This window comes from Nocardia otitidiscaviarum NBRC 14405 (assembly GCF_000308635.1).
GTDB lineage: Bacteria > Actinomycetota > Actinomycetes > Mycobacteriales > Mycobacteriaceae > Nocardia > Nocardia otitidiscaviarum.
In genome coordinates this window covers 266,188-287,201 of sequence record NZ_BAGD01000081.1, presented here as the reverse complement: position 1 = coordinate 287,201, position 21,014 = coordinate 266,188, and the positions used below count along the sequence as shown (strand labels likewise).

At 70.3% G+C, this 21,014-nt stretch carries 22 protein-coding genes and 1 pseudogene; 11 read left to right on the top strand and 12 right to left on the bottom strand.

Features of this window, described 5'->3' with window-relative positions; all coding sequences use genetic code 11:
• Positions 1–103 precede the first annotated feature (103 nt).
• The 4 genes from ruvX (at position 104) to ON31_RS17945 (ending at position 3,526) form a co-directional block, all read left to right on the top strand.
• Positions 104–664, top strand: a complete 561-nt coding sequence (ruvX, locus tag ON31_RS17960) for a Holliday junction resolvase RuvX (protein WP_029924369.1) — start codon at positions 104–106, stop codon at positions 662–664.
• Positions 661–2,127, top strand: a complete 1,467-nt coding sequence (locus ON31_RS17955) for an endolytic transglycosylase MltG (RefSeq protein ID WP_039815018.1) — start codon at positions 661–663, stop codon at positions 2,125–2,127. Before ruvX ends, ON31_RS17955 begins: the two co-directional genes overlap by 4 nt.
• The gene (locus ON31_RS17950) at positions 2,102–2,929 is read left to right on the top strand and encodes a shikimate dehydrogenase (RefSeq protein ID WP_370450429.1); all 828 of its coding nucleotides are present in this window, start codon (positions 2,102–2,104) and stop codon (positions 2,927–2,929) included. The genes ON31_RS17955 and ON31_RS17950 overlap by 26 nt, the downstream gene beginning before the upstream one ends.
• Positions 2,930–3,025: 96 nt before the next feature.
• Positions 3,026–3,526, top strand: coding sequence for a B-4DMT family transporter (locus ON31_RS17945; protein ID WP_169335020.1), 501 nt, complete (start codon positions 3,026–3,028; stop codon positions 3,524–3,526).
• Positions 3,527–3,645: 119 nt separating this feature from the next.
• On the opposite strand, the gene aroB is transcribed toward ON31_RS17945, so the two are convergent.
• From aroB to ON31_RS36760, 4 genes and pseudogenes are all read right to left on the bottom strand, one after another.
• Positions 3,646–4,764 carry a 3-dehydroquinate synthase gene (gene aroB, locus ON31_RS17940; RefSeq protein ID WP_039815013.1) on the bottom strand — a complete coding sequence of 373 codons (1,119 nt, stop codon included), beginning with the start codon at positions 4,762–4,764 and terminating at the stop codon, positions 3,646–3,648.
• 1,190 nt (positions 4,765–5,954) lie between these two features.
• Positions 5,955–6,440 (bottom strand): annotated as a pseudogene (locus ON31_RS38025) (shikimate kinase); the annotation flags it as partial.
• 86 nt (positions 6,441–6,526) lie between these two features.
• Positions 6,527–7,732, bottom strand: coding sequence for a chorismate synthase (gene aroC / locus ON31_RS17930; protein ID WP_039815181.1), 1,206 nt, complete (start codon positions 7,730–7,732; stop codon positions 6,527–6,529).
• 60 nt (positions 7,733–7,792) lie between these two features.
• The gene (locus ON31_RS36760) at positions 7,793–8,425 is read right to left on the bottom strand and encodes a prepilin peptidase (RefSeq protein ID WP_051037414.1); all 633 of its coding nucleotides are present in this window, start codon (positions 8,423–8,425) and stop codon (positions 7,793–7,795) included.
• A gap of 169 nt (positions 8,426–8,594) precedes the next feature.
• Here ON31_RS36760 and ON31_RS17920 point away from each other — a divergent pair, with 169 nt between their 5' ends.
• From ON31_RS17920 to ON31_RS17905, 4 genes are read left to right on the top strand one after another with little or no spacing between them, the layout of a single operon-like run.
• A complete protein-coding gene (locus ON31_RS17920; protein ID WP_039815011.1) occupies positions 8,595–9,716 on the top strand; it encodes a M24 family metallopeptidase in 1,122 nt (373 codons plus the stop codon).
• A 34-nt stretch (positions 9,717–9,750) separates the two neighbouring features.
• Positions 9,751–10,314, top strand: a complete 564-nt coding sequence (efp, locus tag ON31_RS17915) for an elongation factor P (protein WP_029924386.1) — start codon at positions 9,751–9,753, stop codon at positions 10,312–10,314.
• A gap of 19 nt (positions 10,315–10,333) precedes the next feature.
• A complete protein-coding gene (nusB, locus tag ON31_RS17910) occupies positions 10,334–10,852 on the top strand; it encodes a transcription antitermination factor NusB (protein ID WP_039815178.1) in 519 nt (172 codons plus the stop codon).
• The gene (locus ON31_RS17905) at positions 10,853–11,110 is read left to right on the top strand and encodes a YciI family protein (RefSeq protein ID WP_218007344.1); all 258 of its coding nucleotides are present in this window, start codon (positions 10,853–10,855) and stop codon (positions 11,108–11,110) included. It begins immediately after the preceding gene.
• A 27-nt stretch (positions 11,111–11,137) separates the two neighbouring features.
• Here the strand turns inward: ON31_RS17905 and ON31_RS17900 are convergent, their stop codons facing one another.
• Positions 11,138–12,121, bottom strand: coding sequence for a quinone oxidoreductase family protein (locus ON31_RS17900; protein WP_039815175.1), 984 nt, complete (start codon positions 12,119–12,121; stop codon positions 11,138–11,140).
• 86 nt (positions 12,122–12,207) lie between these two features.
• Here ON31_RS17900 and ON31_RS17895 point away from each other — a divergent pair, with 86 nt between their 5' ends.
• On the top strand, positions 12,208–12,783 hold the full coding sequence (locus ON31_RS17895) for a TetR/AcrR family transcriptional regulator (protein WP_039815173.1): 576 nt from the start codon (positions 12,208–12,210) through the stop codon (positions 12,781–12,783).
• A 290-nt stretch (positions 12,784–13,073) separates the two neighbouring features.
• Here ON31_RS17895 and ON31_RS17890 read toward each other — a convergent pair whose 3' ends face one another.
• The 4 genes from ON31_RS17890 to ON31_RS17875 form a co-directional block, all read right to left on the bottom strand.
• Positions 13,074–13,706, bottom strand: coding sequence for an NUDIX hydrolase (locus tag ON31_RS17890; RefSeq protein WP_039815010.1), 633 nt, complete (start codon positions 13,704–13,706; stop codon positions 13,074–13,076).
• Positions 13,707–13,715: 9 nt separating this feature from the next.
• A complete protein-coding gene (locus tag ON31_RS17885; protein WP_039815008.1) occupies positions 13,716–14,969 on the bottom strand; it encodes an adenylosuccinate synthetase in 1,254 nt (417 codons plus the stop codon).
• A 12-nt stretch (positions 14,970–14,981) separates the two neighbouring features.
• Positions 14,982–15,953: a hypothetical protein gene (locus ON31_RS17880; RefSeq protein ID WP_051037431.1), complete on the bottom strand. Its 972-nt coding sequence runs from the start codon at positions 15,951–15,953 to the stop codon at positions 14,982–14,984.
• A gap of 154 nt (positions 15,954–16,107) precedes the next feature.
• Complete coding sequence (locus ON31_RS17875) at positions 16,108–16,560, bottom strand: SgcJ/EcaC family oxidoreductase (RefSeq protein WP_039815006.1); 453 nt, start codon at positions 16,558–16,560, stop codon at positions 16,108–16,110.
• Positions 16,561–16,692: 132 nt separating this feature from the next.
• On the opposite strand from ON31_RS17875, the gene ON31_RS17870 reads away from it, so the two are divergent.
• Both ON31_RS17870 and ON31_RS17865 read left to right on the top strand, forming a co-directional pair.
• Positions 16,693–17,241, top strand: coding sequence for a DUF4334 domain-containing protein (locus ON31_RS17870; RefSeq protein ID WP_370450460.1), 549 nt, complete (start codon positions 16,693–16,695; stop codon positions 17,239–17,241).
• A 51-nt stretch (positions 17,242–17,292) separates the two neighbouring features.
• Positions 17,293–18,522, top strand: coding sequence for an FAD-dependent oxidoreductase (locus tag ON31_RS17865; RefSeq protein WP_039815004.1), 1,230 nt, complete (start codon positions 17,293–17,295; stop codon positions 18,520–18,522).
• Between the two features lie 21 nt (positions 18,523–18,543).
• On the opposite strand, the gene ON31_RS17860 is transcribed toward ON31_RS17865, so the two are convergent.
• From ON31_RS17860 to ON31_RS17850, 3 genes are all read right to left on the bottom strand, one after another.
• Positions 18,544–19,428, bottom strand: coding sequence for an aldo/keto reductase (locus ON31_RS17860; protein ID WP_051037411.1), 885 nt, complete (start codon positions 19,426–19,428; stop codon positions 18,544–18,546).
• Between the two features lie 61 nt (positions 19,429–19,489).
• A complete protein-coding gene (locus ON31_RS17855; protein ID WP_039815000.1) occupies positions 19,490–20,314 on the bottom strand; it encodes a carboxymuconolactone decarboxylase family protein in 825 nt (274 codons plus the stop codon).
• A gap of 47 nt (positions 20,315–20,361) precedes the next feature.
• Positions 20,362–20,991, bottom strand: a complete 630-nt coding sequence (locus ON31_RS17850) for an alpha-ketoglutarate-dependent dioxygenase AlkB (RefSeq protein ID WP_039814999.1) — start codon at positions 20,989–20,991, stop codon at positions 20,362–20,364.
• Positions 20,992–21,014 lie beyond the last annotated feature (23 nt).

Sequence of the window (21,014 nt, the reverse complement as noted above, 5' to 3'; positions counted from 1 at the left end):
CGATTCACCACGGTCGGGCGTCCACGGCGACGCCCGACCCGTACCGGGCGCGGCTGCGCCGGGGGGCGTACCAGGCGTGGATCCGGGCCGGGACGCAGCGGGCGTGCCGCATCGTGAACCGGCGTCCGGATCGACATCCGGATCGGCGTCGGCGACAGCGCCGTCACGTCCCGACCTCGCCCGGGATCCGGGTCGAGGGCGGCGGATCGGCATCGATGTCGGCACCGTGCGCATCGGCGTCGCGGCCTCGGATCCCGACGGCATCCTCGCCACGCCCGTGGAGACCGTGCAGCGGGCGAAACAGATACCCAAGGGTGCGATTGCCCCCGAACTCACCCGCATTGCGGATATTGTGCGGGAGTACGAGGCCGTCGAGGTGATCGTCGGTCTGCCACGCACGCTGCGCGGAGAGAACGGATCGTCGGCCAAGCTCGCCACCGTATTCGCTGAGCGTTTGCGGAGACTGATAGCTCCCGTCCCGGTGCGGCTTTCCGACGAACGTTTGACTACGGTGTCTGCTGCACGCGCCTTGCGGGACAGTGGAGTTCGCGCGCGCGGGCAGCGGCGGGTCATCGATCAGGCGGCCGCCGTATCGATCCTGCAAGGCTGGTTGGACGAACGGAGTGCGCTTGTGAAGTCGGTCGACCGCGGGGATGATGCATGACGGACCGCTGGACTCGAGCCGAGGAACGCTACCGGCAGGACGCCGAGCGTCGATACCGCCGCGACGATCTCGACTGGGACGAGGTGGCCGACGACTACGAGGACGACACCACCGTCATCCCGCGCTACACGGATGCGGACGAGCCGCCGCGGCGAAACACCATGCGGCGCGCCGGAGACCGCTCCCGGCGCGCCGAAACCGGCTCGGAGACAGGGACTTCCGGACGGCGCGTGGGAGCGCGCGCCGGTGCCGCGGGTGGCCGCTCCGGCTCCCGCGCGGGTGCGCAGCGCGGCCGACGCTCCTCGCGGGTGGCCTCGCGCAAGGCGGCCGAGCGCAAGCGGCGGCGGCGCAATATCTGGATCTTCACCTTCGTCTTCGCCGTACTGTTCGCCGGCGCCGCCGGATTCGCGCTGCTGAAGGTGATGAACCGGTACACCCCGCCGGAGGACTTCGCCGGTCCGGCCGGTCCGGTCGCGGTGGTGCGCGTACAGCCGGGCGAAACCGCCAGCGAGATCGCCGAAACCATGTACGACAAGGGAGTCGTCGCCAGCACGGCCGCCTTCTACGAGGCCGCGGTCAAGAACGACGGCATGAACTCGCTGCAACCCGGCTACTACGCCATCCCGACCCACAGCCCGGCCGCCGACGCCGTGGCCGCCCTGGTCGGCAACTCGTCGCGGGTCGGGAATGTGGTGCTGTCCGAGGGGCGGCAGCTGCACGACTCCACCGATGTGCACACCGGCGCGCGCAAGGACGGCATCTACCGCAAGATCGCCGACGCCAGCTGCGTATCCGGCAAATGCGTCAGCTATGAGCAGCTGGAGGCGGCCGGTGCGAGCGATCCGGTCGTGCTCGGGGTGCCGGAATGGGCCCTGGAACGGGTGCGCACCGTACCCGACCGCAGCCGTCAGCTCGAGGGGCTGATCGCCGCGGGCACCCTGGACTTCGATCCCAGCGGCACCCCCGAACAGATCCTGAAGCAGCTGGTGTCGGAGAGCGCCGCGCGGTACGAGGAGACCGGCCTGCTGCAATCCGGCGGCGCCAACGGCCTCACCCCCTACGAAACCCTGGTCGCCGCCTCGCTGGTGGAGCGAGAAGCCCTGCCGAACGATATGTCGAAGGTGGCGCGGGTCATCGTGAACCGCCTCGAGGTCGGGCAGCCGCTGCAATTCGACTCCACGGTCAACTACACCCTGGACAAGACCGAGGTGGCCACCACCGACGCCGACCGGGCCCGCGAGACACCGTGGAACACCTACGCCATGTCCGGCCTGCCCGCCACACCGATCTCCGCGCCGTCGCTGGATGCCTTGCGCGCCATGGAGAATCCCGAACCGGGGCCGTGGCTGTACTTCGTGACCATCGACAAGCAGGGGACCACCCTGTTCACCGAAAGCTACGGTGAGCACCTGCGCAATATCACCAAGGCTCAAGAAAGTGGAATTCTCGACAGTGGACGGTGAGGTTCGCCGGGCGGCCGTACTGGGCAGCCCGATATCGCATTCGCGTTCGCCGCAGCTGCACCTGGCGGCATACCGCGCACTCGGCCTGGACTGGACCTACGAACGCGTCGAATGCACCGCGGAACAGCTGCCCGGCTTCGTCGACGGACTCGGACCCGAATGGGTGGGCCTGTCGGTGACCATGCCCGGCAAGGTCGCGGCCCTCGACTACGCCACCGAGCGCACCGATCGGGCCGAACTGGTCGGCTCCGCGAACACCCTGGTGCGCACCGACACCGGGTGGCGCGCGGACTGCACCGATGTGGACGGCGTGCGCGGCGCGCTCGAAGGCGGCGGCGTCGTGGAGGTGGCGCGGGCGGTGGTGCTCGGCGCGGGCGGTACCGCGCGACCCGCCCTGCTGGCGCTGGCCGATCTGGGCGCGCACACCGTCACCATTGTCGCCCGGGACCGGGGGCGGGCGGCCGACACCCTGGATCTGGCGGCGCGGCTCGGCATGTCGGCCGAGGTCATCGGCTTCGATGCGGAGGCACTGGGATTCGTGTGCTCCGATGTCGACACCGTGGTCAGCACGGTGCCCGCGGCCGCGGCGGCGACCGTGGCGGATGCCGTCGCGCAGGCGCCGGTGGTGCTCGACGCCATCTACGATCCGTGGCCGACGCCGCTCGCCGACGCCGTGGCACGCGCCGGGCACACCGTGGTGAGCGGGCTGCAGATGCTGCTGAACCAGGCATACGGTCAGGTGGAGCAGTTCACCGGGAAGCCGGCTCCGCGCGCGGCCATGGCGGCCGCACTGGAAGCGTGAGCGGCACCGTCACTGCCCGCGACGCTGCGTGAATGCGCGAGATTCTGTAACGGGTTCCAGTTCAGTGTCGGGGCCGGACAGGCTAGGGTGATCGACATGAATGCGTGGGTGTTGCGCGCCGTGGGTCTCGGAGCGCTGACCGTGGTGCTGCGTACCGTGCTCGGCTTCGCCATGGTGTACTGGCCGACCAACGGCTCCTGGATGCGCCCGCTGGGGCTACTCGTCCTCATCGCCGCCGTCATCGCCTGGGGCTACCTCGACGGCCGCGCCGACGCCACCTCCGGGACCGGCGACGACCTCACCATGCGTTGGCTGAAGGCGGGTCTGGCGGGCGGCATCGGCGGCGGGGCGGTCGCCTGGCTGCTCGACTTCCTGCCCGAATTCGACCTCGGCGATCAGGGCCTGCTGTTCGAGCTCACCTTCGGGGCGTCGTTCATCGTCCTGCTGATCTTCATCCCCGGTGTGCTCGGCGTAGCGCTCGGCCGTTACCTGGTGCGGCGCAAGGAGAACACCGGCGGTTCCGCCACCGGTGCCGATGCCGACGCTGATTCCGATGCCGACACCGTCGCGCTGACCAAGGACTCCGCCAACGCCTGAGTGGCGGAACACCCGTCGGCCGCCCCACGCTCGCGTGCGGGCGGCCGATTCGTTTCCGGCGGGCGGTGCCGCTGCCGGTGGGTTCCGCGGCGTGGAATCGGCCGCGGAACCCATCCCGCTCAGAGCAGAATCGCGCTGCCGCCCGGATTCTCGTTGCGGGCGACCGCGGAGTAGGCGGCGGCCATGAGCGAGGGGTCCGGACCCTCCAGGCGGCCCGGCTTGGCGAGGCCGTCCAGGACCACGAAGCGGATGACACCGGAGCGGGTCTTCTTATCGGTCTGCATGGACTTCAGCAGTTCGGGCAGCGCGTCGGCGTCGTAGCTGATCGGCAGGCCGATGCTGGACAGGATGGCCGCGTGGCGGTCGGCGGTGGCGTCGTCGAGCCGGCCCGCCAGGCGGCCCAGTTCGGCGGCGAAGACCAGGCCGACCGAGACGGCCGCACCGTGACGCCACCGGTAGCGCTCCCGGCGTTCGATGGCGTGGCCCAGCGTATGTCCGTAGTTGAGGATCTCGCGCAGGTCGGATTCCTTCAGGTCGGCGGCCACCACATCGGCCTTGACCTGGATGGCGCGCCGGATCAGTTCGGGCAGCACCTCGCCGGTCGGGTCCAGCGCGGCCTGCGGATCACGCTCCACCAGATCGAGAATGACCGGATCGGCGATGAATCCGGCCTTGATGATCTCGGCCATGCCCGCGACGATCTCATTGCGCGGCACGGTTTCCAGCGTGGCCAGATCGACCATGACGGCGGACGGCTCGTGGAAGGAGCCGACCAGATTCTTGCCCGCCTCGGTATTGATGCCGGTCTTGCCGCCGACCGCCGCGTCCACCATGGCCAGCAGCGTGGTCGGCACGTGGATGATGCTCACCCCGCGCATCCAGGTGGCCGCCACGAAACCGGCCAGATCGGTGGCCGCGCCGCCGCCCAGGCTGATCACGACATCCTTGCGGGTCAGGCCGATCCGGCCCAGCACCTCCCAGCAGAACCCGGCCACCGCCAGATCCTTACCGGCCTCCGCATCCGGAATCTCCACCCGGTGCGCGTCGATCCCCTTGTCGGCGAGGGCCTGTCGCACCACCTCGGCGGTCTCGGCCAGCGGCGGCTGATAGAAGATGGCCACCGTCCGCACCCCGGACTTCCCGGTCACCTGCTCGACCAGGTCCCCCAGCAACCCCCGCCCGATGATCACCGGATACGGGTCGGCCGTGCGGACGTCGATACGGGTCGGCTCGCTCATCAGTGCTCCGATTCTTCTCGTGCGAATTGTGCTGGGCTCTCACCCGTTTCCCGCTGCTCGGCCCGAGCCTCCCGGGCCCGCCGCGCCCGCGCCCTGCGCGCCCGCGCCCGCCGGGACCGCCCCGGGGGAGTGGAGTCGGCCGCGCCGGCGTCGGCAGCGCCGCCGTCGTCGTGCTCCGGGACGCCTGCCGAGGTGCGCCCTGCTGTCGGCCCGCCCGCACTGTCCGACCGTAGCCGGATACGCGTTTCCGCCACAGCGGGACCGGGCGTCGAGCCCTCGTGCGCTGTGATCGGATCACCGCCTACGGAGTCGGTGCCGGAGGATTCCCCGGGGCTGCGGAGTCGGTGGCGACTGTGGGCCGAATCCTGGTCACCACCAGGCGCATTCACCGTGGCACGACCGGGCGTGTCGGCAGTGGAACGGGCGGGTGCGTTCGGGCTGTCGGAGGCGTGATCGGATTGTGCGGCCTGGGCGCCCGGGGCTGGATCGGGTGTCGTTGTGGGGGTGGATATTACTGTCTCCGCCGCGAGGTTCTCGGCGGGTGTGGTGGTGGCGGCCGGGCCGGTGGGGCGGGTCGCCCGGCGCGATCGACGGCGGTGACCGGTGCGGCGCGACGACATCGCGGTGCTGTCGCCCGGTTGGTTCGCTGTGTCGCTCGTGCCCACAGTGGGCGCGTTGGTCGAGGAAGCGGGTGTGCCGGTCGTGGAGGTGGGTGTGGTTGCGGTCGGCGCTTCGCTGGTGGTCGCGGCACCGGTTCCCGGGGTCACCTCGGGGTTGCGGCGGCGGCGCGAGCGGCGGTTGCGGCGTTTGCGCTTCGGCGCGGCGGCGTCGGTGCTCTGGCCGGACGGTTGGTCGCGGTGCTGGGCGGTCCCGGGGGTTGCGGGGGAGGAACCCGAATCCGTTACGGCGGCAGGTGGAGTCGTGCCGGGTGAAGCAGCGGCGGCTGAGTCTGTGCGGGCAGGCGTGGCGTGGGTCGCACCCGAGGTGGCTGGGTCGGAACCGCCCGGGGCCGCGGTGACTGGATCCGCGGTGCTGTGGGCCGAGGCGGCGTCGGTGGTCGGTGCGGTGGTCTGTGCTTCGCTTCGGCCGCGTCCGCGGCGGCGTCGGCGGCGGGCGCGGGAGCGGCCGCTCGGGGTGGGGGTGGGGTCGGTGGGTTCGGTGGGATCCGGCTTCTCGGTGGGTTCGATGCCGAGTTTGGCCAGGATCATGCGGACGACGCGGCCGGGGCTGCGGCCGTCGGTGCGGACGCGGATGGTCGCCACCTCGCGGTAGAGCGGGCGGCGGATCTTCATCAGCTCGCGGTACTTCCCGGCCGGATCGTCGCCGGTGAGCAGGGGGCGGTTGGTGCTGGCACCGGTGCGCCGGAGCCCTTCGCCCACACTGATTTCCAGGTAGATGACGGTGCGGCCGCGCAGCACCGCGCGGGTGGCGGCGGACAGCACCGACCCGCCGCCGAGGGAGATGACGCCGTGCCCGGCGAGGACGGCCTCGCGGACCACCTCTTCCTCGATCCGGCGGAACTCGGGTTCACCGTCGGCGGCGAAGATCTCCGGGATGGTGCGTCCGGTGCGCTCCTCGATACCGGCGTCGGTGTCGTAGAGTTCCAGCCCGAGTTCGCGGGCCAGCTTGCGGCCGATGGTCGATTTGCCCGCACCGGGCGGACCCACGAGCACCACCGAGAGTGCGTGCGCTGCCGTCCCGGTCGTCGATTCCGTCTCCGTCGGGGCCGCGGCGGCGGCCTCCGACGGATCGGTCGCATCGGTCACTGCGGTGTATTGCCCGGAATGTGCGGCCGGGCGTTGATGCGCTTCAGGTAGCTGTTCAGGTTGTCGACGGTCTCGGCCAGCGAGTCGCCACCGAACTTCTCCAGCGCGGCCTGCGCGACCACCAGGGCGACCATGGCCTCGGCCACCACACCCGCGGCGGGCACGGCGCACACATCGGAGCGCTGGTGAATGGCCACGGCCTCGCCGCCGGTGGACATGTCGACGGTGGACAGCGCCCGCGGCACCGTGGAGATGGGCTTCATGGCCGCCCGCACCCGCAGCGCCTCGCCATTGGTCATCCCGCCCTCGAGTCCGCCCGCGCGGTTGGTCGAGCGCAGCACGCCGTCGGGGCCGGGCTTCATCTCGTCGTGCGCCTGGCTGCCGCGGCGGCGCGCGGTCTCGAAACCGTCACCCACCTCGACACCCTTGATGGCCTGAATCCCCATGAGGGCGGCCGCGAGTCGCGCGTCGAGACGGTCCTGGCCGCTGATGAACGATCCCAGACCGATGGGCAGGCCCTCGATCACGACCTCCACCACACCGCCGAGGGTGTCGCCGTCCTTCTTGGCGGCCTCGATCTCGGCGATCATGGCGGCCTCGGCGTCGGCGTCGAACGCGCGCACCGGGCTGGCGTCGATGGCGTCGAGATCGGCGGCGGCGGGCGCCACGCCGGTGGTGTTGGCCGCGGTGCCGATGGACACCACATGCGAGATCACCTCGACCCCGAGGGCCTGGCGCAGGAAGTTCTTGGCCACGGTGCCCGCGGCGACGCGGGCGGCGGTCTCGCGGGCGCTGGCGCGCTCGAGCACGTTGCGAGCGTCGTCGAAGCCGTACTTGAGCATGCCCGAGTAGTCGGCGTGCCCGGGCCGCGGCCGGGTGAGCGGGGCATTGCGCGCCAGTTCGGCCAGTTCGGCCTCGTCCACCGGGTCGGCGGACATGACCTGGGTCCACTTGGGCCACTCGGAGTTGGCCACCTCGATGGCGACCGGGCCGCCCATGGTCTTGCCGTGGCGCACCCCGCCGACCATGGTGACCACATCGGCCTCGAACTTCATGCGCGCGCCGCGGCCGTAGCCGAGGCGGCGTCGGGCCAGCTGCGCGGCCACATCGGCGGAGGTCACCTCGACACCGGCCACCATCCCCTCGAGGATCGTGACGAGAGCAGGGCCATGGGATTCTCCGGCAGTTATCCAGCGCAACACGGGCACCATCTTTCCATGGGAATACCGTCGCACCGACACGCGGTCCGGCATACGGCGACGTCAGCGTGTCAGCATGATGGCCGCCACACTCGCCGCGCACATGGCGGCACCGTGCGCGAGGGTTGCGGGCGGTACGGCGACGACGGGCGACACCGGCCGCGGAAGGCCGCGCTCCGCTAGCTCCGCACGCGAGCCGATCAGGCTGTCCCCGGGTGCTTCCCGGCGCGGACCGCCGACCGGAGGCCCGCCCGTGCGGCGCGGATGTGCCACGGGATCGGCCGCCGTCCACGTCCATGCCGGTGCACCCGCGTGTCCGCACCGGCCGCCGGGGCGTGCCCGGGCGGCCAGCAGGGTGCCCGCGCCCGCGAGGGCGGTGAGCAGCGGTGCGGTGATGGCCGCCCACACCCACGCCTGTGCGCCCGCGAGCGCGCAGGCGCCGCCCAGGCCGAGGGCGAGTTTCACATCCCCGGCACCGAGTGCGGACGGCATCGTCAGATGAATCAGTAGGTAGGGGACCGCCAGCAGCAAAGCGCCGACCAGTGCGACCGCCCACCGGCCGCCGAGCCAGGCGTATCCGAACACCACCGCGGCGCCCGGCAGCGTCAGCAGGTTCGGCAGCCGCCGGTGGCGTAGATCCGCGGCGCTGAGTGCCGCACACCAGGTGAGAAGTCCGAGCAGCGGGATCGGGTCCATGTCTACGAGACTGCCGCGCCGCACTCCCGCGCGGGCGCCCCGAACGCGAATTGTGGACGACCACCTCGGATGTGGACAACCTCTGTTCCCCTCGGCGACCCCCGTCGTGACCGGGTGGGTCCACGTGTTGCGGGTCGGTGTCGCGGCGTGTCGGCTGTAGCTTGGACGCATGGCTGATCACGATCCCGGCCCGCGCCCCACCTACGCACTGCGGCGGGCCGCGCTGCGGGACCTGCTGGTGGAGAACCGGGTCGACGCGCTCCTGGTGACCGACCTGATCAATATCCGCTACCTGACCGGATTCACCGGGTCCAATGCCGCGCTGCTGGTGTACGCCTGGGACACCACCGAGGACCGCACCGTCATCTGCACCGACGGCCGCTACCGCACCCAGGTGGCCGAGCAGTCGCCGGATCTGCGGGCGGAGATCAACCGGGCCAGCGCACGTCGCGTCGTCGAGATCGCGGGGGAGTGGCAGACCGGCCGCGTCGGTTTCGAGAGCCATATCGTCACCGTCGAGCAGCATCGCGCCTTCCTGGCCCAGGCCACCGGCCTGGATTTGGTTCCGGTCTCGGGCCTGGTCGAACAGCTGCGGATGGTCAAGGACGCCTTCGAGGTGCACCAGCTCGCGGCCGCCTGCACCGCCGCCGACACTGCGCTGGCCGCGCTGCTGGAACGCGGCGGCCTGCGTCCCGGTCGCACCGAACGCCAGGTGGCCCGCGAACTGGAATGGCTCATGTTCGAACATGGCGCGGAGGCAGTGGCCTTCGAGACCATCGTGGCCACCGGCGTGAATTCGGCTGTCCCGCATCACCGCCCGACCGGAGCGGAACTGGCCACCGGCGATTTCGTGAAGATCGACTTCGGGGCGGTGGTGGGCGGCTACCACTCCGATATGACCCGCACCTTCGTGCTCGGCCACGCCTCGGACTGGCAGCGCGAGATCTACGACCTGGTGCTGCGCGCCCAGCGGGCCGGCCGCGAGGCGCTGGCGCCGGGAGTGGCGACGAAAGCGGTGGATGCCGCCTCCCGCGCGGTCATCGAGGAAGCCGGCTACGGTGAGCTGTTCGTGCACGGCCTCGGACACGGCGTCGGCCTGCGGATCCACGAAGCACCCGGAATCGCCAAAACGGGCACAGGTACACTGCTGGATGGCGTGGCGGTGACCGTCGAGCCAGGTGTGTATTTCCCCGGCCGCGGCGGCGTCCGGATCGAGGATACGCTCGTGGTTCGCAAGGGGGGCCCCGAACTGCTCACCCACACCAGCAAGGACCTGACCGTCGTCGACTGACGCGGTTGCCCGACTATGAGGAGATCCGAAGACAGTGGCGGACACCAGCGACTTCAAGAACGGCCTCGTGCTGAAGATCGACAATCAGCTCCAGCAGATCGTCGAATTCCAGCACGTCAAGCCGGGTAAGGGTCCCGCCTTCGTGCGCACCAAGCTGAAGAACGTCGTCTCCGGCAAGGTTGTCGACAAGACCTTCAACGCCGGTGTGAAGGTCGAGACCGCGACCGTCGACCGTCGCGATATGACCTACCTCTACCACGACGGCTCGGACTACATCTTCATGGACGGCGAGACCTTCGACCAGATCCACCTGGGCGAGAACATCGTCGGCAAGGCGGGCGGCTTCCTGCTGGAGAACATGGGCGTGCAGATCGCCATGTACGAGGGTGAGGCGCTGTTCATCGAGCTCCCCGTCTCCATCGAGGTCGAGGTCACCCACACCGAGCCGGGCCTGCAGGGCGACCGCTCCAGCGCGGGCACCAAGCCCGCCACCATCGAGACCGGGGCCGAGGTGCAGGTGCCGCTGTTCATCAATGTCGGCGACAAGCTGAAGGTCGACACCCGCGACGGCAGCTACATCAGCCGCGTCAACTCCTGACGCGCGGATAATGGTGACCGTGGCCGATCAGCCCGTGGACAAGAAGTCGAACTACAAGAAGCTGGGTGCGCGGCACAAGGCGCGCCGCCGCGCGGTGGACCTGCTGTTCGAGGCCGAGGCGCGCGACATCGACCCGGCGGAGCTCACCGCCGAGCGGGTGACGCTGGCCCTGCGCGATGACGCGGTCGCGCCCGTGAACCCCTACACCCGGGTGCTGGTCGAAGGCGTGGCCGACGATCTGGACCGGGTGGACGCCACCATCGAGTCCTACCTGCAGGATTGGACGCTGTCGCGGCTGCCCGCCGTGGACCGCGCCATTCTGCGGGTGGCGGTGTGGGAGCTGTTCCACGCCAACGACGTTCCTCCGGTGGTGGCGGTGGACGAGGCGGTGGAACTGGCCAAGGAGCTGTCCACCGACGACTCCCCGTCCTTCATCAACGGTGTGCTCGGCCGCGTGGTGGAGGTGGCGCCGCAGGTGCGCGCCGCCGCCGCGGCCACCCGCGCCAGCGCCCCCGCCGACCCGTCCGACGAGGCGTAAGTGCGCAAATATCTCGTACTGGCCATGCGCACCCCGCGCTTCGACCGGTCCGTCGTCGAACCGCATCGAGCCTGGCTCGATGCGGTTCGTTCGCGTGGACAGCTCGTGGAGACCGGCGCGTTCACCGACGGCTCCGGCGGCGCCTACGTGATCACCGCCGAAAACCTGGACGCCGCAAGCGAACTCGTCCACACCGATCCCATCCACACCACCGGGTCCTCGGAATTGACCGTCTACGAGTGGGAGATCACCGGCTGACCGCGGCCCGAATCCCGGTCTGCGCCGCTATTCTTCGCGGGCGTCGGGTCTGAGCACGATCGTGCCCAGTGGACGGCGTTCGGCGATGAGCCGATGTGCGTCCGCGGCGCGGTCGAGTGGCAGGACCCGATCGGTCAGTGCCGACAACGACCCCGAGGCTGCTCGGTGGAGGACGGCCGGGCGGGCCGCGCTGACCCGGGCCAGCCACTCGGGTCCGGCGCAGCCGATGAGGGTGAGGCCGCGCCGGAGCAGGTCGGCGGCGTGCACCTGCGCCGGCGCGCCGGAGAGCCAACCGTAGCTGAGCATGCGCCCGCGCAGCGGGGTCATGAGATCCAGCAGGGCGGTCGCGGATTCGCCGCCGATCGCGTCGAATACGACATCCACCGTGGTCTCGCCCACCACCTCGCGCAGGTGGCGTGTCCACTCGGGATCGCTGTGGTCTACGACCTCGTCCGCGCCGAGCTCCCGGGCGCGCGCCAGCTTGACGGGACCGCCGGCGGTGGCGATGACGCGGGCCGCACCGAACTCCTTCGCGAGCTGGGTGAGGTAGCCGCCGACGCCGGTCGCGGCGGCCTCGATCAGCACGGTTTCGGTCCCGGTCAAGCGCGCCGTCTCGAGGAGCGGAAGGGCGACCGAACCGCTCATGCCCACCGCGGCGGCGTCGGTGGCGGACAGGTTCTCGGGTAGCTCGACGATGGAATCGGCTGGGGCGCATACTAGTTCGGCGTATGTGCCGAAGCCTTCGCAGGCCGCCAGCACTCGCCGTCCGACCAGTGCGGTGTCGAGGTCCGCACCGGCTTCGACGACCACTCCCGCGGCCTGCGTACCGAAGATCAACGGTGGTGCGGCGGGCATCGGGAAGACGCCGGCGCGCAGCAGGGTCTCGGGGAACAGCACCGGAATCGCCTCGGTGCGAATCAGTACCTCGCTCCGGCGGGGGCGGGGTGCGGGCAACTCCCGCGCCACCAGGACCTCGGGCCCACCCGTCGCGGTCATTACGATTGCCTGCATTGCGAACTCCATAACTTGACTATCGGTCCAGATTGTTGTCGCAACGATATGGACCGGCGGTCAACTTGTCAATGAAAGCGGAGGCCATGGCGGTTGAACAGCGGAAAGAGCGGGCGGACGCGGCACGGAACCGCCGCGCCATCCTGGACGCCACCCGGGCGCTGCTGGCCGAGCACGGGGCCGATGCGGTCACCATGGACCGGGTCGCGGCCGCGGCCGGGGTGGGGAAGGGGACCATCTTCCACCGCTTCGGCAGCCGCGCCGGCCTGCTCTACGAACTGCTCGCCGAACCCGCCGAGACACTCATGGCCGCCATCGCCGACGGCCCGCCGCCGCTGGGCCCCGGCGCGCCCGCCGGGGAGCGACTGCTCGCGTTCTTCGACGCCATGACCGTCGTCATGGCCGAGAACGTCGAACTGACCGCGGCGTCCGCGCATATGCCGCCGCATCCGCGCGTGGCGGAGTTCCATGGCACCTGGGACCGCCATATCACCGCACTGCTGCGCGAGGTGCGCCCCGACATCGACGCGGACTCTGTGGCCCGCCTGTTGTTCAGCGCCGTGGGCAGCGATGTGGCCCGCGCGATGGTTCGCAACGGCGAGACCGACCGGCTGCGGGCGGCCGTACGCGATATGGTGACCGCCGTACTGCGCCAACCGTGACTGCCAACCGTGACTGTTGCGTCCCGTACCGTACCTGCCGTGGGTGCTGCGTCGCGATCTGCGACAACCGTGTTCGCGCTCGCCGAATTCGCCACCGAACGCGCCCTGGCACGGATGCGGTGTGCGCTGGCTACCGTTCGCGCGTGGCCTTCAGCGCGGTGGGCAGTGAGGTGGCCCGCACCATGGCCCGGGGCGGCGCGACCGATCGCCTGCGTGCTGCCATTCGCGACCCGGTCGAATCGATGCTGCGGCAGCCGTAGTCGCGCGGGTCGCGGTGCGGGTGTCCCGACTCAGGCGGATCGGTCGAAGGCCCAGACGGCGGCTGGGCGGCCGGTCGTCTTGACCCGTACCCGTTCCCCGGTACGGGTCAGGCCGGGTAGGGCCGCCAGGGTGCGGTTGAGGTTGCCCGGGTCCGGGCGGGTGCCGTCGAGGGCGGTGGTGAGTTCGACGGCGCGGGTGGCCGGGAACTGCTCTCCCACCAGCGCTCTGGTGAAGGCGAGGTCCTTCCAGAGCATGGCGGCGAGCAGGGTGCGGGCGGTGTCGACGATGCGATTGTGGTCGAAGGCCAGCGGTGGCACCCGGTCGAACGGCACCCACTCGGTATCGGGGTCGCCCCGGTCGGTGACCACCGCCCACATGGCGATGGACAGGGTCGGTCCGCGCGGGTCGCGGTTGGGTTCGTCGAAGGTGACGAGTTGGCCGACCGCGGCGATGGCGTCCTCGGGGACACCGAGTTTGGTGTGGACGGCCCGGCGGGCGGCGGTGGCCAGCCGTTCACCGCGATGCAGCAGCACCCCGGGCAGGGCGAGCGCACCGGCGAACGGATCCCATTGCCGGGCCGCGATGCCGAGCGTGACGGTGCTGTCGTCACGCCCGTAGCGCAGCGCGACGACGTCGAGTGATACGGCCGATTGCTGCTCCACGGCGATCCATCATGCCGCAGCCCGCGTGCGGAGCGTACGAGCGGTGCGGTCGGGCCCGTCGGCGGTGAGCACCACGGGCACGCCGAGGCGATGCTCGAGGTGGTCGGGGATCGAGCCGGGCGGCTCCGCCAGCACCGGCACGGCGGCGGTGAGCGTGTCGGTGAGCCGCCGCTGATAGCCGAGATCCCGCCAGGGGCCGCACTCGATGCGGTCGACGACGCCGTCGACGGTGAGATAGCCGGTGGCCGTGCGAATATCGCCCGCGGCGTCGAGATGGTTCACGGCGAGGCCGTCGACCCCGCCGCAGGCGTCCACGGCATAGCGCAGCAGGATCGGATCGAGATGCCCGCGCCGGAACGCGCCCTGATACCGCCCGAATCCGTTGTGCGGTTCGGGAAATGTCAGCGCCGGATCCTCGGTGGGGAACGGTCCCGCGCCGTGGCGCGTCTGATAGGCGCGGGTCACGCCGAGTACGTAGCCGGGCGCGCCGAGGTGGGCGAGCATGGCGCGGGCATTTCGCGGCTCCACCGTCGACCAGGTGGTGTACGGGTGCAGGCCGCGCCATTCGTCGAGCAGCACACCCTGCGCGCCCTCGAATACCAGACGGCCCGCGGCCGCGAATCCGGCGAGTCGATCACCTGGCACGATGGCGACAGTGCGGGCGAACTCGGTGTAGACCTCCATCAGCGCGTCCACCGGTTCGTGGTGGTGCGTCCCACCCGCGAGCAGCGGCCGGTAGTGCTCCTCCAGTGCGATGAGCTTGCGGCGCAACACATCCGGGCGCAGGCAGTCGACCACACGCGGCGCGTCGTGAGTGAGCGCGTAATGTGCCGTCTCTCCGATGCCGATACCGCAGGAACCGTGCCGGGAGGCACCCCTCGCATCCTCCCGGCAGCGGTTGGCGGCCCCGTGCACGGGCGTGGTCAGCAGTGCCCGCCCGTCCACCGACAGCAGCGACAGCGGGTCGGCGACGCCGAGCGCCGCGAGTGCGCGGGCCTCGGTGGCGAGGGCGATCGGCTCCACCAGCATGTGCCGCGACAGCAGGGTCGGGACGCCGGAGAACGTCCCGGACCCGAACTGCCGGAAGGTGTGCCGCCGTCCGCCCGCGACCACGGTGTGCGCGGCCTGCGCGCCACCGTTGAAACGCACCACGGCCGCCACGTCCAAACCCGTCTCGGGTGCGCACAGCCAGTCCACGGTGGCGCCCTTCCCGGCATCGCCGAAGCCGAGATCGACCACGATGAGGTGCTTGTCCCCGAACACCGCTGTCTCCCTTCAGCTTCCGAGTGTTTCGTCGCTCGGCGAGGGGCCGGCGCCGCGGCCGCGCGGGAGGGCGGCCGTCGGCGCGAGCGCCGCGTGGACCGCGGCGGCCTCGGTGTCGGAGCCGATATCGCGCAGATCCGCCAGGCCCGCGTCCAGATCCACGCGGTCCTCGCCGATGCCGATGGTGAGTGCGATGAGTTCGCACACGGCCGCCGGATCGTCGAGGCGCAGGAACCGTTCGCCCAGCAGGTCCCGCCAGTGCTCGGCGATCTGCGGATCACGGTAGTAGCTGGACTGATTCGGCAGGATGTAGTGCACGTGCCAGCGCTCGGCCAGCTCCCGATAGACCGATCGCACCGAGATGTCCTGGCGCACGGCGTCACCGATGACACCGCGAATGTGGCGGGCCGCCAGCCGGGGCTTGTTCAGCTCGTCGCCGACGATGAAGAGATACCCCTTCTCGCCGCGCTTGTCCCACGCGTCGGTCGCGGTGTGCTTGGCCATGAAATACGCGGCCAATTCATAGCTTTCGGACTTCTGCCCGCCACCGCCGCCCTCCAGCAGGATGAGGCGCAACTGCTCGTCCATCCGATTGTCGGATTCGAACTGCCCGACCTGTAGCGGCACCCGATCGCAATCGGCGTCACCGATGGCCCCGAACAGGATCTGCGGATCCTCAGCGTATCCCTTGCGCCGCAACAGGCCGTGCAACCTGCCGAGCTTCTCCTGCATGATGCGCGGCACCACCCGCATCGATCCGGTGACATCGAACAGCACCGCGATGGGCAGTGACCGCGCGTGGTCCGCGGAATCGCGCGACTCCCGCACCGTGACGCCGAAGGGGTCCAGATCCGGATGTGCGGTCCACCGGTCCCACGGTTGGGTGCGCATGGCGGCGGTGTAGCCGAAATCGTCGAGTCCGCGCGCGGCGCGGAAGGTGCGGGCGGCGGCGTACGCGCTGTCGTCCCAGTGGCCGTAACCCATGGTGATCACTGTCCTTTCGAGCGAGGCACATGTTTTAGACTAGATGACTAAAAGGGTGCGCACCAGAGGTTGCGCCCTGTTTTTGTCAGATAGACAAAATTGAGCCCCCGGCCGGGGGTGTACGAGGACCGGCCGGGGGCTCACCGGAGCCGAACTACTCGGCCCGGGGGACCAGGGTGTTCTGCCGCGCCACCGCCCACCAGCGGCCGCTCTCCTTGACCAGCACATACATGGCGACCATGGCGTGATCGGCATCGATCGGCGTCCCGGAGGCATCCGTCGCGCGCGCCCCCTTGTGCGCGATCGCGACATCCGGGCGGGGGAAGGCGATATCGAGCACGTCGTATTGCACGTACTGGTCCCGCAGGAATCCGGCCAGCCCCGCCCGGCTCGCCTCCAGTACCGCGTCCCGCCCGTGTTGCAGGATGCCGACAGCATTGCCCACCACGGCATTCTGCGCGAGATCGGCCACCATCAAGTCGGCGTCATTGGTGTTGTACGCGGTCTCGACCCGCTTGATGATCGCGGTGATGGCCGCGCGATCCGCCGTATGATCCACGCTGGTGTCGGCTATGACCGGTGCCGCCTGACTCGTTGTGTCGCTCATGGCTCGAGTCAACGTCCTCAACCGCACTCGAGGTCAATCCCGCCCGCCGAGGCGATGATCACAACGAGATATTGTGAGGCGAATTCTTTCATTCATTCGGTGTGGAGGCTGATGGTGACAGGGCGATTGGGTATCGACGGAGCGGAGCGGCTGCGGGAACTGCGGGGCGGGTGTACGCCGGAGCAGGCGTGGCACCTGTTCGACACCTTGCCCACCGTGCGGGTGGAGGAGATCACCGACGGGCTGTGGCGCGGGGATGAGCTGGATACCGGGCATCCGTGGCGGGGGGTACTGGTCGAATCCGGTTGGTATGGCAAGCGGTTCGACAGCGCGGAGGCGGTGCAGCCGCTGGTGTTCAGCACCCCTGACGGGCAGTTGTTCCCGGTGGATCCGCGGCGGGTCCCGCTGTTTCTGGCGGGCAAGGTGCCCGCCGCGACGCTGCGGCCGGTGCGTCGGTCGCTCGGTGTGCTGCGTCCGCTGCTGCGCGCCGGCACGCCGCGTGCTCGGCTGCGTGACCTGGAGTTCCGTGGCAGGTCCAGCGCCGCGATGATCTACGATCACCTGCCGATCATCGATGTCTTCCGGCGCGTCGACGACCACACTCTGCTCGGCGTCATGGATATGCGCGGACTGGAACAGCCGTACTTCTTCGTGCTCTTCCGGGACTCGGCCGACCGCTAGCGCCACTACCATCGGCGGAGACGGCGGAATTCCGACTGTGGAGGTGCGGCGATGGAACGCACGACCTGTCTGGTCGCCGGAGGTGGTCCGGCGGGAATGGTGTTGGGGCTGTTGCTGGCTCGCGGCGGCGTCGAGGTCACGGTACTGGAGAAGCACGGTGACTTCCTGCGCGACTTCCGCGGCGACACCGTGCATCCCACCACCCTGGAGCTGCTCGACGAACTCGGGCTCATGGACGAGTTCGCGAAACTGCCGCAGCGGCGGCTGCGTTCGGTGCAGCTGCCGATCGGCGGCGCGATGCGGACCGTCGCCACGTTCGACCGCATTCCGGGGCGATACACGTACATCGCCATGGTGCCGCAGTGGGATCTGCTGGATCTGCTGGCGCGCGCCGGGGATGCCGAACCCACCTTCCGGCTGCGGATGAACACCGAGGCCACCGATCTGCTGCGGGCGGACGGCCGGGTGGCGGGTGTTCGCTACCGCACGAAAGACGGTGCGGAAGGTGAGATTCGGGCCGATCTCACGGTCGCCTGCGACGGCCGTGACTCGACGCTGCGGCGGGCGGTCGGTCTCGGGTCGCGGCGCTGGGCCACACCGTTCGACGTGTGGTGGTTCCGGTTGCCGCGCAACGATACCGATCCGGCGGGTGCGGTGCCGGTGCTCGCCGCCGACCGGGTGGCCGTCCTGCTCGATCGCGGCGACTACTGGCAGGCGGCGACATTGATCGGCAAGGGCGCCGATGCGGCCCTGCGCGCGGGACCGGTCGGCGAGATCATGGACAGCATGGTCGAGGTGGTGCCCTGGCTGGCCGACCGCCGCGACGCCCTCACCGGCTGGGACGAGGTGAAGCTGCTCGACGTGCAGCTGGACCGCCTGGACCGGTGGTACACCGACGGCCTGCTCTGCATCGGCGACGCCGCGCACGCCATGTCCCCGGTCGGCGGTGTCGGGATCAACCTCGCCGTCCAGGATGCGGTGGCGGCGGCGCGCATCCTCGCGCCGTCATTGCGCGCGGGCGGCGTGACGACCGCGGACCTGCGCCGGGTGCAGCGCAGACGCATCCTGCCGACCGCGGTCACCCAGGCCATGCAGCGCTTCGCCCACGCCAACGTCATCGGACCGGCTGTGCGTGGCCGGGTGAACCTGTCGAATGCCGAACGACCGCCGCTGGCCCTGCGCGTCTTCCGCCGCATTCCGATCGTCCGCAGTATCCCGCCGTTTTTGGTGGGCCGGGGTGTACTACCCGAACACGCCCCGGAATTCGCGAGACGGGCCTGAAAGTCTGCGCTGCCCAGCGGATTACGCCGCGACCACCGGCGGCGCGACCGCCGAGAGCCGCTCGAACTGCTCGTCGTTGAGCGTCACCCGCGCCGCCGCGAGGTTCTCCTCGAGATGTGCCAATGAGGTGGTGCCCGGAATCGGCAGGACGGTGGGGGAGCGGCGCAGCAGCCAGGCCAGCGCCGTCTGCGCCGGAGTCGCCCCGACCTCCGCGGCCACGGCCGCCACCGGACCATCCGGTGCGGCATGCGCCCCCATGGCCACCGGGAAGAACGGAATGAATGCGATCCCCTGTGCGGCAGCGTAATCCACCACATCCTCATGGTGCCGGTCGCCGAGGTTGTACAGATTCTGCACACTCGCGATCGGGGTGATGGCGGCCGCCTCGCGCAGCTGCGCGACACTCGCCTCCGACAGCCCGATATGGCGTACCTTGCCCTCGTCGACCAGTTGCTTCAGCGCGCCGATCTGATCGGCGAGCGGGACGTTCGGGTCGATGCGGTGCAGCTGGAGCAGATCGATACGGTCGAGTCCCAAACGGCGCAAACTCAATTCGGCCTGCTGGCGCAGATAGGCCGGATGCCCCAGCGGCACCCACTCCAGCGGTCCGGGCCGCACCACGCCGACCTTGGTCGCGACCACCACATCCTCGCGATAGGGCCGCAGCGCCGCCGCGACCAGCTCCTCGTTCTCGCCGAGGGCGTACGAGTCCGCGGTATCGATGAGATTCGCGCCCAACTCCACCGCCCGTCGCAGCACGGCGACCGCCGCGTCGCGATCCGCGGGTGCCCGCCAGATGTGCCCCATCCCGGGATCGGTGCCCGGCTCCGGCGGCGCGGCCAGCCGCATGGTCCCGAACCCGATCCGGTTGACCCGGAGATCGCCACCCAGTGCGAACGTCGACATCCTCATCACTCCCCAGTGTGTCGTACGGTTACGCCGGGGTGGAACCCCGCCCGGCGGCGGCTCATTCCCGCCCGCCCCCGCCCCTCTCATCGCGTTCGGCGAACACCGCACGCGCGGCGGTGATCCCGTTGAGCGCCGCGGGGAATCCGGCGTACACCGCCATCTGCATGATCACTTCGATGGCTTCGGCGCGGGTGCCGCCGACATTGAGCAGCCCGTGCAGATGCACCTTCAGCTGCGGTGCGGCGGTTCCCAGCGCGGTGCACATCGCCACCGTGGCCAGTTCGCGTGACCGCAGATCCAGCCCGGGGCGAGAGTAGATGTCGCCGAAGCCGAATTCGATGATGTAGCGACCCAGATCCGGTGCGATATCGGCCAGCGCCGCGATGACCTGTTCGCCGGCGTGGCCGTCGACCGCCGACAGGGTGGTGCGCCCGCGGTCGAAGCGATCGGTGGCGGCGGACACGGTCGTCGGCGTGAAGTCGATATCGGGCCGGGCCCGGAACGCTTCCCGCGCCACCGTGAGCGCGTTGAGCGCCGCCGGGAATCCCGCGTACAGCGAGACGTGGATGAGCACCTCGACGATCTCGCCGGGCGCGCAGCCCACGTTCAGCGCGCCGTCGATGTGGAATCGCAACTGCGGCATCGCGTTTCCGAGCGCGGCCAGCGCCGCCACGGTCGCCAGCTGTCGTTGCGGCAGCGTCGGACCGGGACGGGCGTTGATATCGCCGTAGGCGAACTCGACGGTGAGACGGGCGAGATCGGGCGCGATATCGGCGAGGCTGTCGAGGGCCTCCGGATGCTCGGTGCCGGAGACGGCGCGCAGCACCGCCGCACCTCGCTCGAAGCGATTGGCGGCGGCAAGGGTGGATGGGACGCTGTTCATGCGACGAACCTAGGAGCTGGAGCGCGCTCCAACGCAAGATTGCCTGCTCAGCGCACCCCGCGCGGACGGAACTGGATGCTGATGCGGGGGCCGACCGGGCGGCGGGTCTTCGGCACGGCATGCTCCCAGGTGCGCTGGCAGGAGCCGCCCATGACGATCAGATCGCCGTGTCCGAGCGAATAGCGCAGGCTCGCGCCACCGCCGCGCGGACGCAACAGCAGGGGGCGTGCCGCGCCGACCGACACGATGGCGACCATGGTGTCGTGGGCGGCCCCGCGGCCGATGGTGTCGCCGTGCCAGGCGACGCTGTCGTCACCGTGCCGGTAGTAGCACAGGCCCGCGGTGCGGAACGGCTCCCCGAGCTCCCGCCGATAGTGCGCGGTCAAGGCGTCGCGGGCCCCGTCCAGTATCGGATCCGGTAGGGCGCGGCCTTCCGCGTAGAAGCATTGCAGCCGGGGCACGTCCACCACCCGCTCGTACATGGGTCGCCGGTCCGCGCGCCACGGCACCTCGGCGGCGAGCCGCTCGAACAGCGTGTCCGCACCGGTGAGCCAGCCGGGCAGCACATCGACCCAGGCCCCCTCGGTCAGCACGGTGCGCCGCAGGCCGGACAGCGAGCCCAGGGCCGGCTCGCCGTCGAAGCCGTCGAGCAGCGAGCCCTGCAATGGAGTGGACATGTCATCGAATCTACGTTCGATCG

What these genes read in the sequence shown, in the direction of transcription:
- ON31_RS17955 (WP_039815018.1), top strand. Translation starts at nt 661, where the DNA reads ATGACGGACCGCTGGACTCGAGCCGAGGAACGCTACCGGCAGGACGCC.
- ON31_RS17945 (WP_169335020.1), top strand. Translation starts at nt 3,026, where the DNA reads ATGAATGCGTGGGTGTTGCGCGCCGTGGGTCTCGGAGCGCTGACCGTG.
- aroB (WP_039815013.1), bottom strand. Translation starts at nt 4,764, where the DNA reads ATGAGCGAGCCGACCCGTATCGACGTCCGCACGGCCGACCCGTATCCG.
- ON31_RS36760 (WP_051037414.1), bottom strand. Translation starts at nt 8,425, where the DNA reads ATGGACCCGATCCCGCTGCTCGGACTTCTCACCTGGTGTGCGGCACTC.
- ON31_RS17920 (WP_039815011.1), top strand. Translation starts at nt 8,595, where the DNA reads ATGGCTGATCACGATCCCGGCCCGCGCCCCACCTACGCACTGCGGCGG.
- ON31_RS17900 (WP_039815175.1), bottom strand. Translation starts at nt 12,121, where the DNA reads ATGCAGGCAATCGTAATGACCGCGACGGGTGGGCCCGAGGTCCTGGTG.
- ON31_RS17895 (WP_039815173.1), top strand. Translation starts at nt 12,208, where the DNA reads ATGGCGGTTGAACAGCGGAAAGAGCGGGCGGACGCGGCACGGAACCGC.
- ON31_RS17880 (WP_051037431.1), bottom strand. Translation starts at nt 15,953, where the DNA reads ATGGGTTACGGCCACTGGGACGACAGCGCGTACGCCGCCGCCCGCACC.
- ON31_RS17875 (WP_039815006.1), bottom strand. Translation starts at nt 16,560, where the DNA reads ATGAGCGACACAACGAGTCAGGCGGCACCGGTCATAGCCGACACCAGC.
- ON31_RS17865 (WP_039815004.1), top strand. Translation starts at nt 17,293, where the DNA reads ATGGAACGCACGACCTGTCTGGTCGCCGGAGGTGGTCCGGCGGGAATG.
- ON31_RS17860 (WP_051037411.1), bottom strand. Translation starts at nt 19,428, where the DNA reads ATGTCGACGTTCGCACTGGGTGGCGATCTCCGGGTCAACCGGATCGGG.
- ON31_RS17855 (WP_039815000.1), bottom strand. Translation starts at nt 20,314, where the DNA reads ATGAACAGCGTCCCATCCACCCTTGCCGCCGCCAATCGCTTCGAGCGA.
- ON31_RS17850 (WP_039814999.1), bottom strand. Translation starts at nt 20,991, where the DNA reads ATGTCCACTCCATTGCAGGGCTCGCTGCTCGACGGCTTCGACGGCGAG.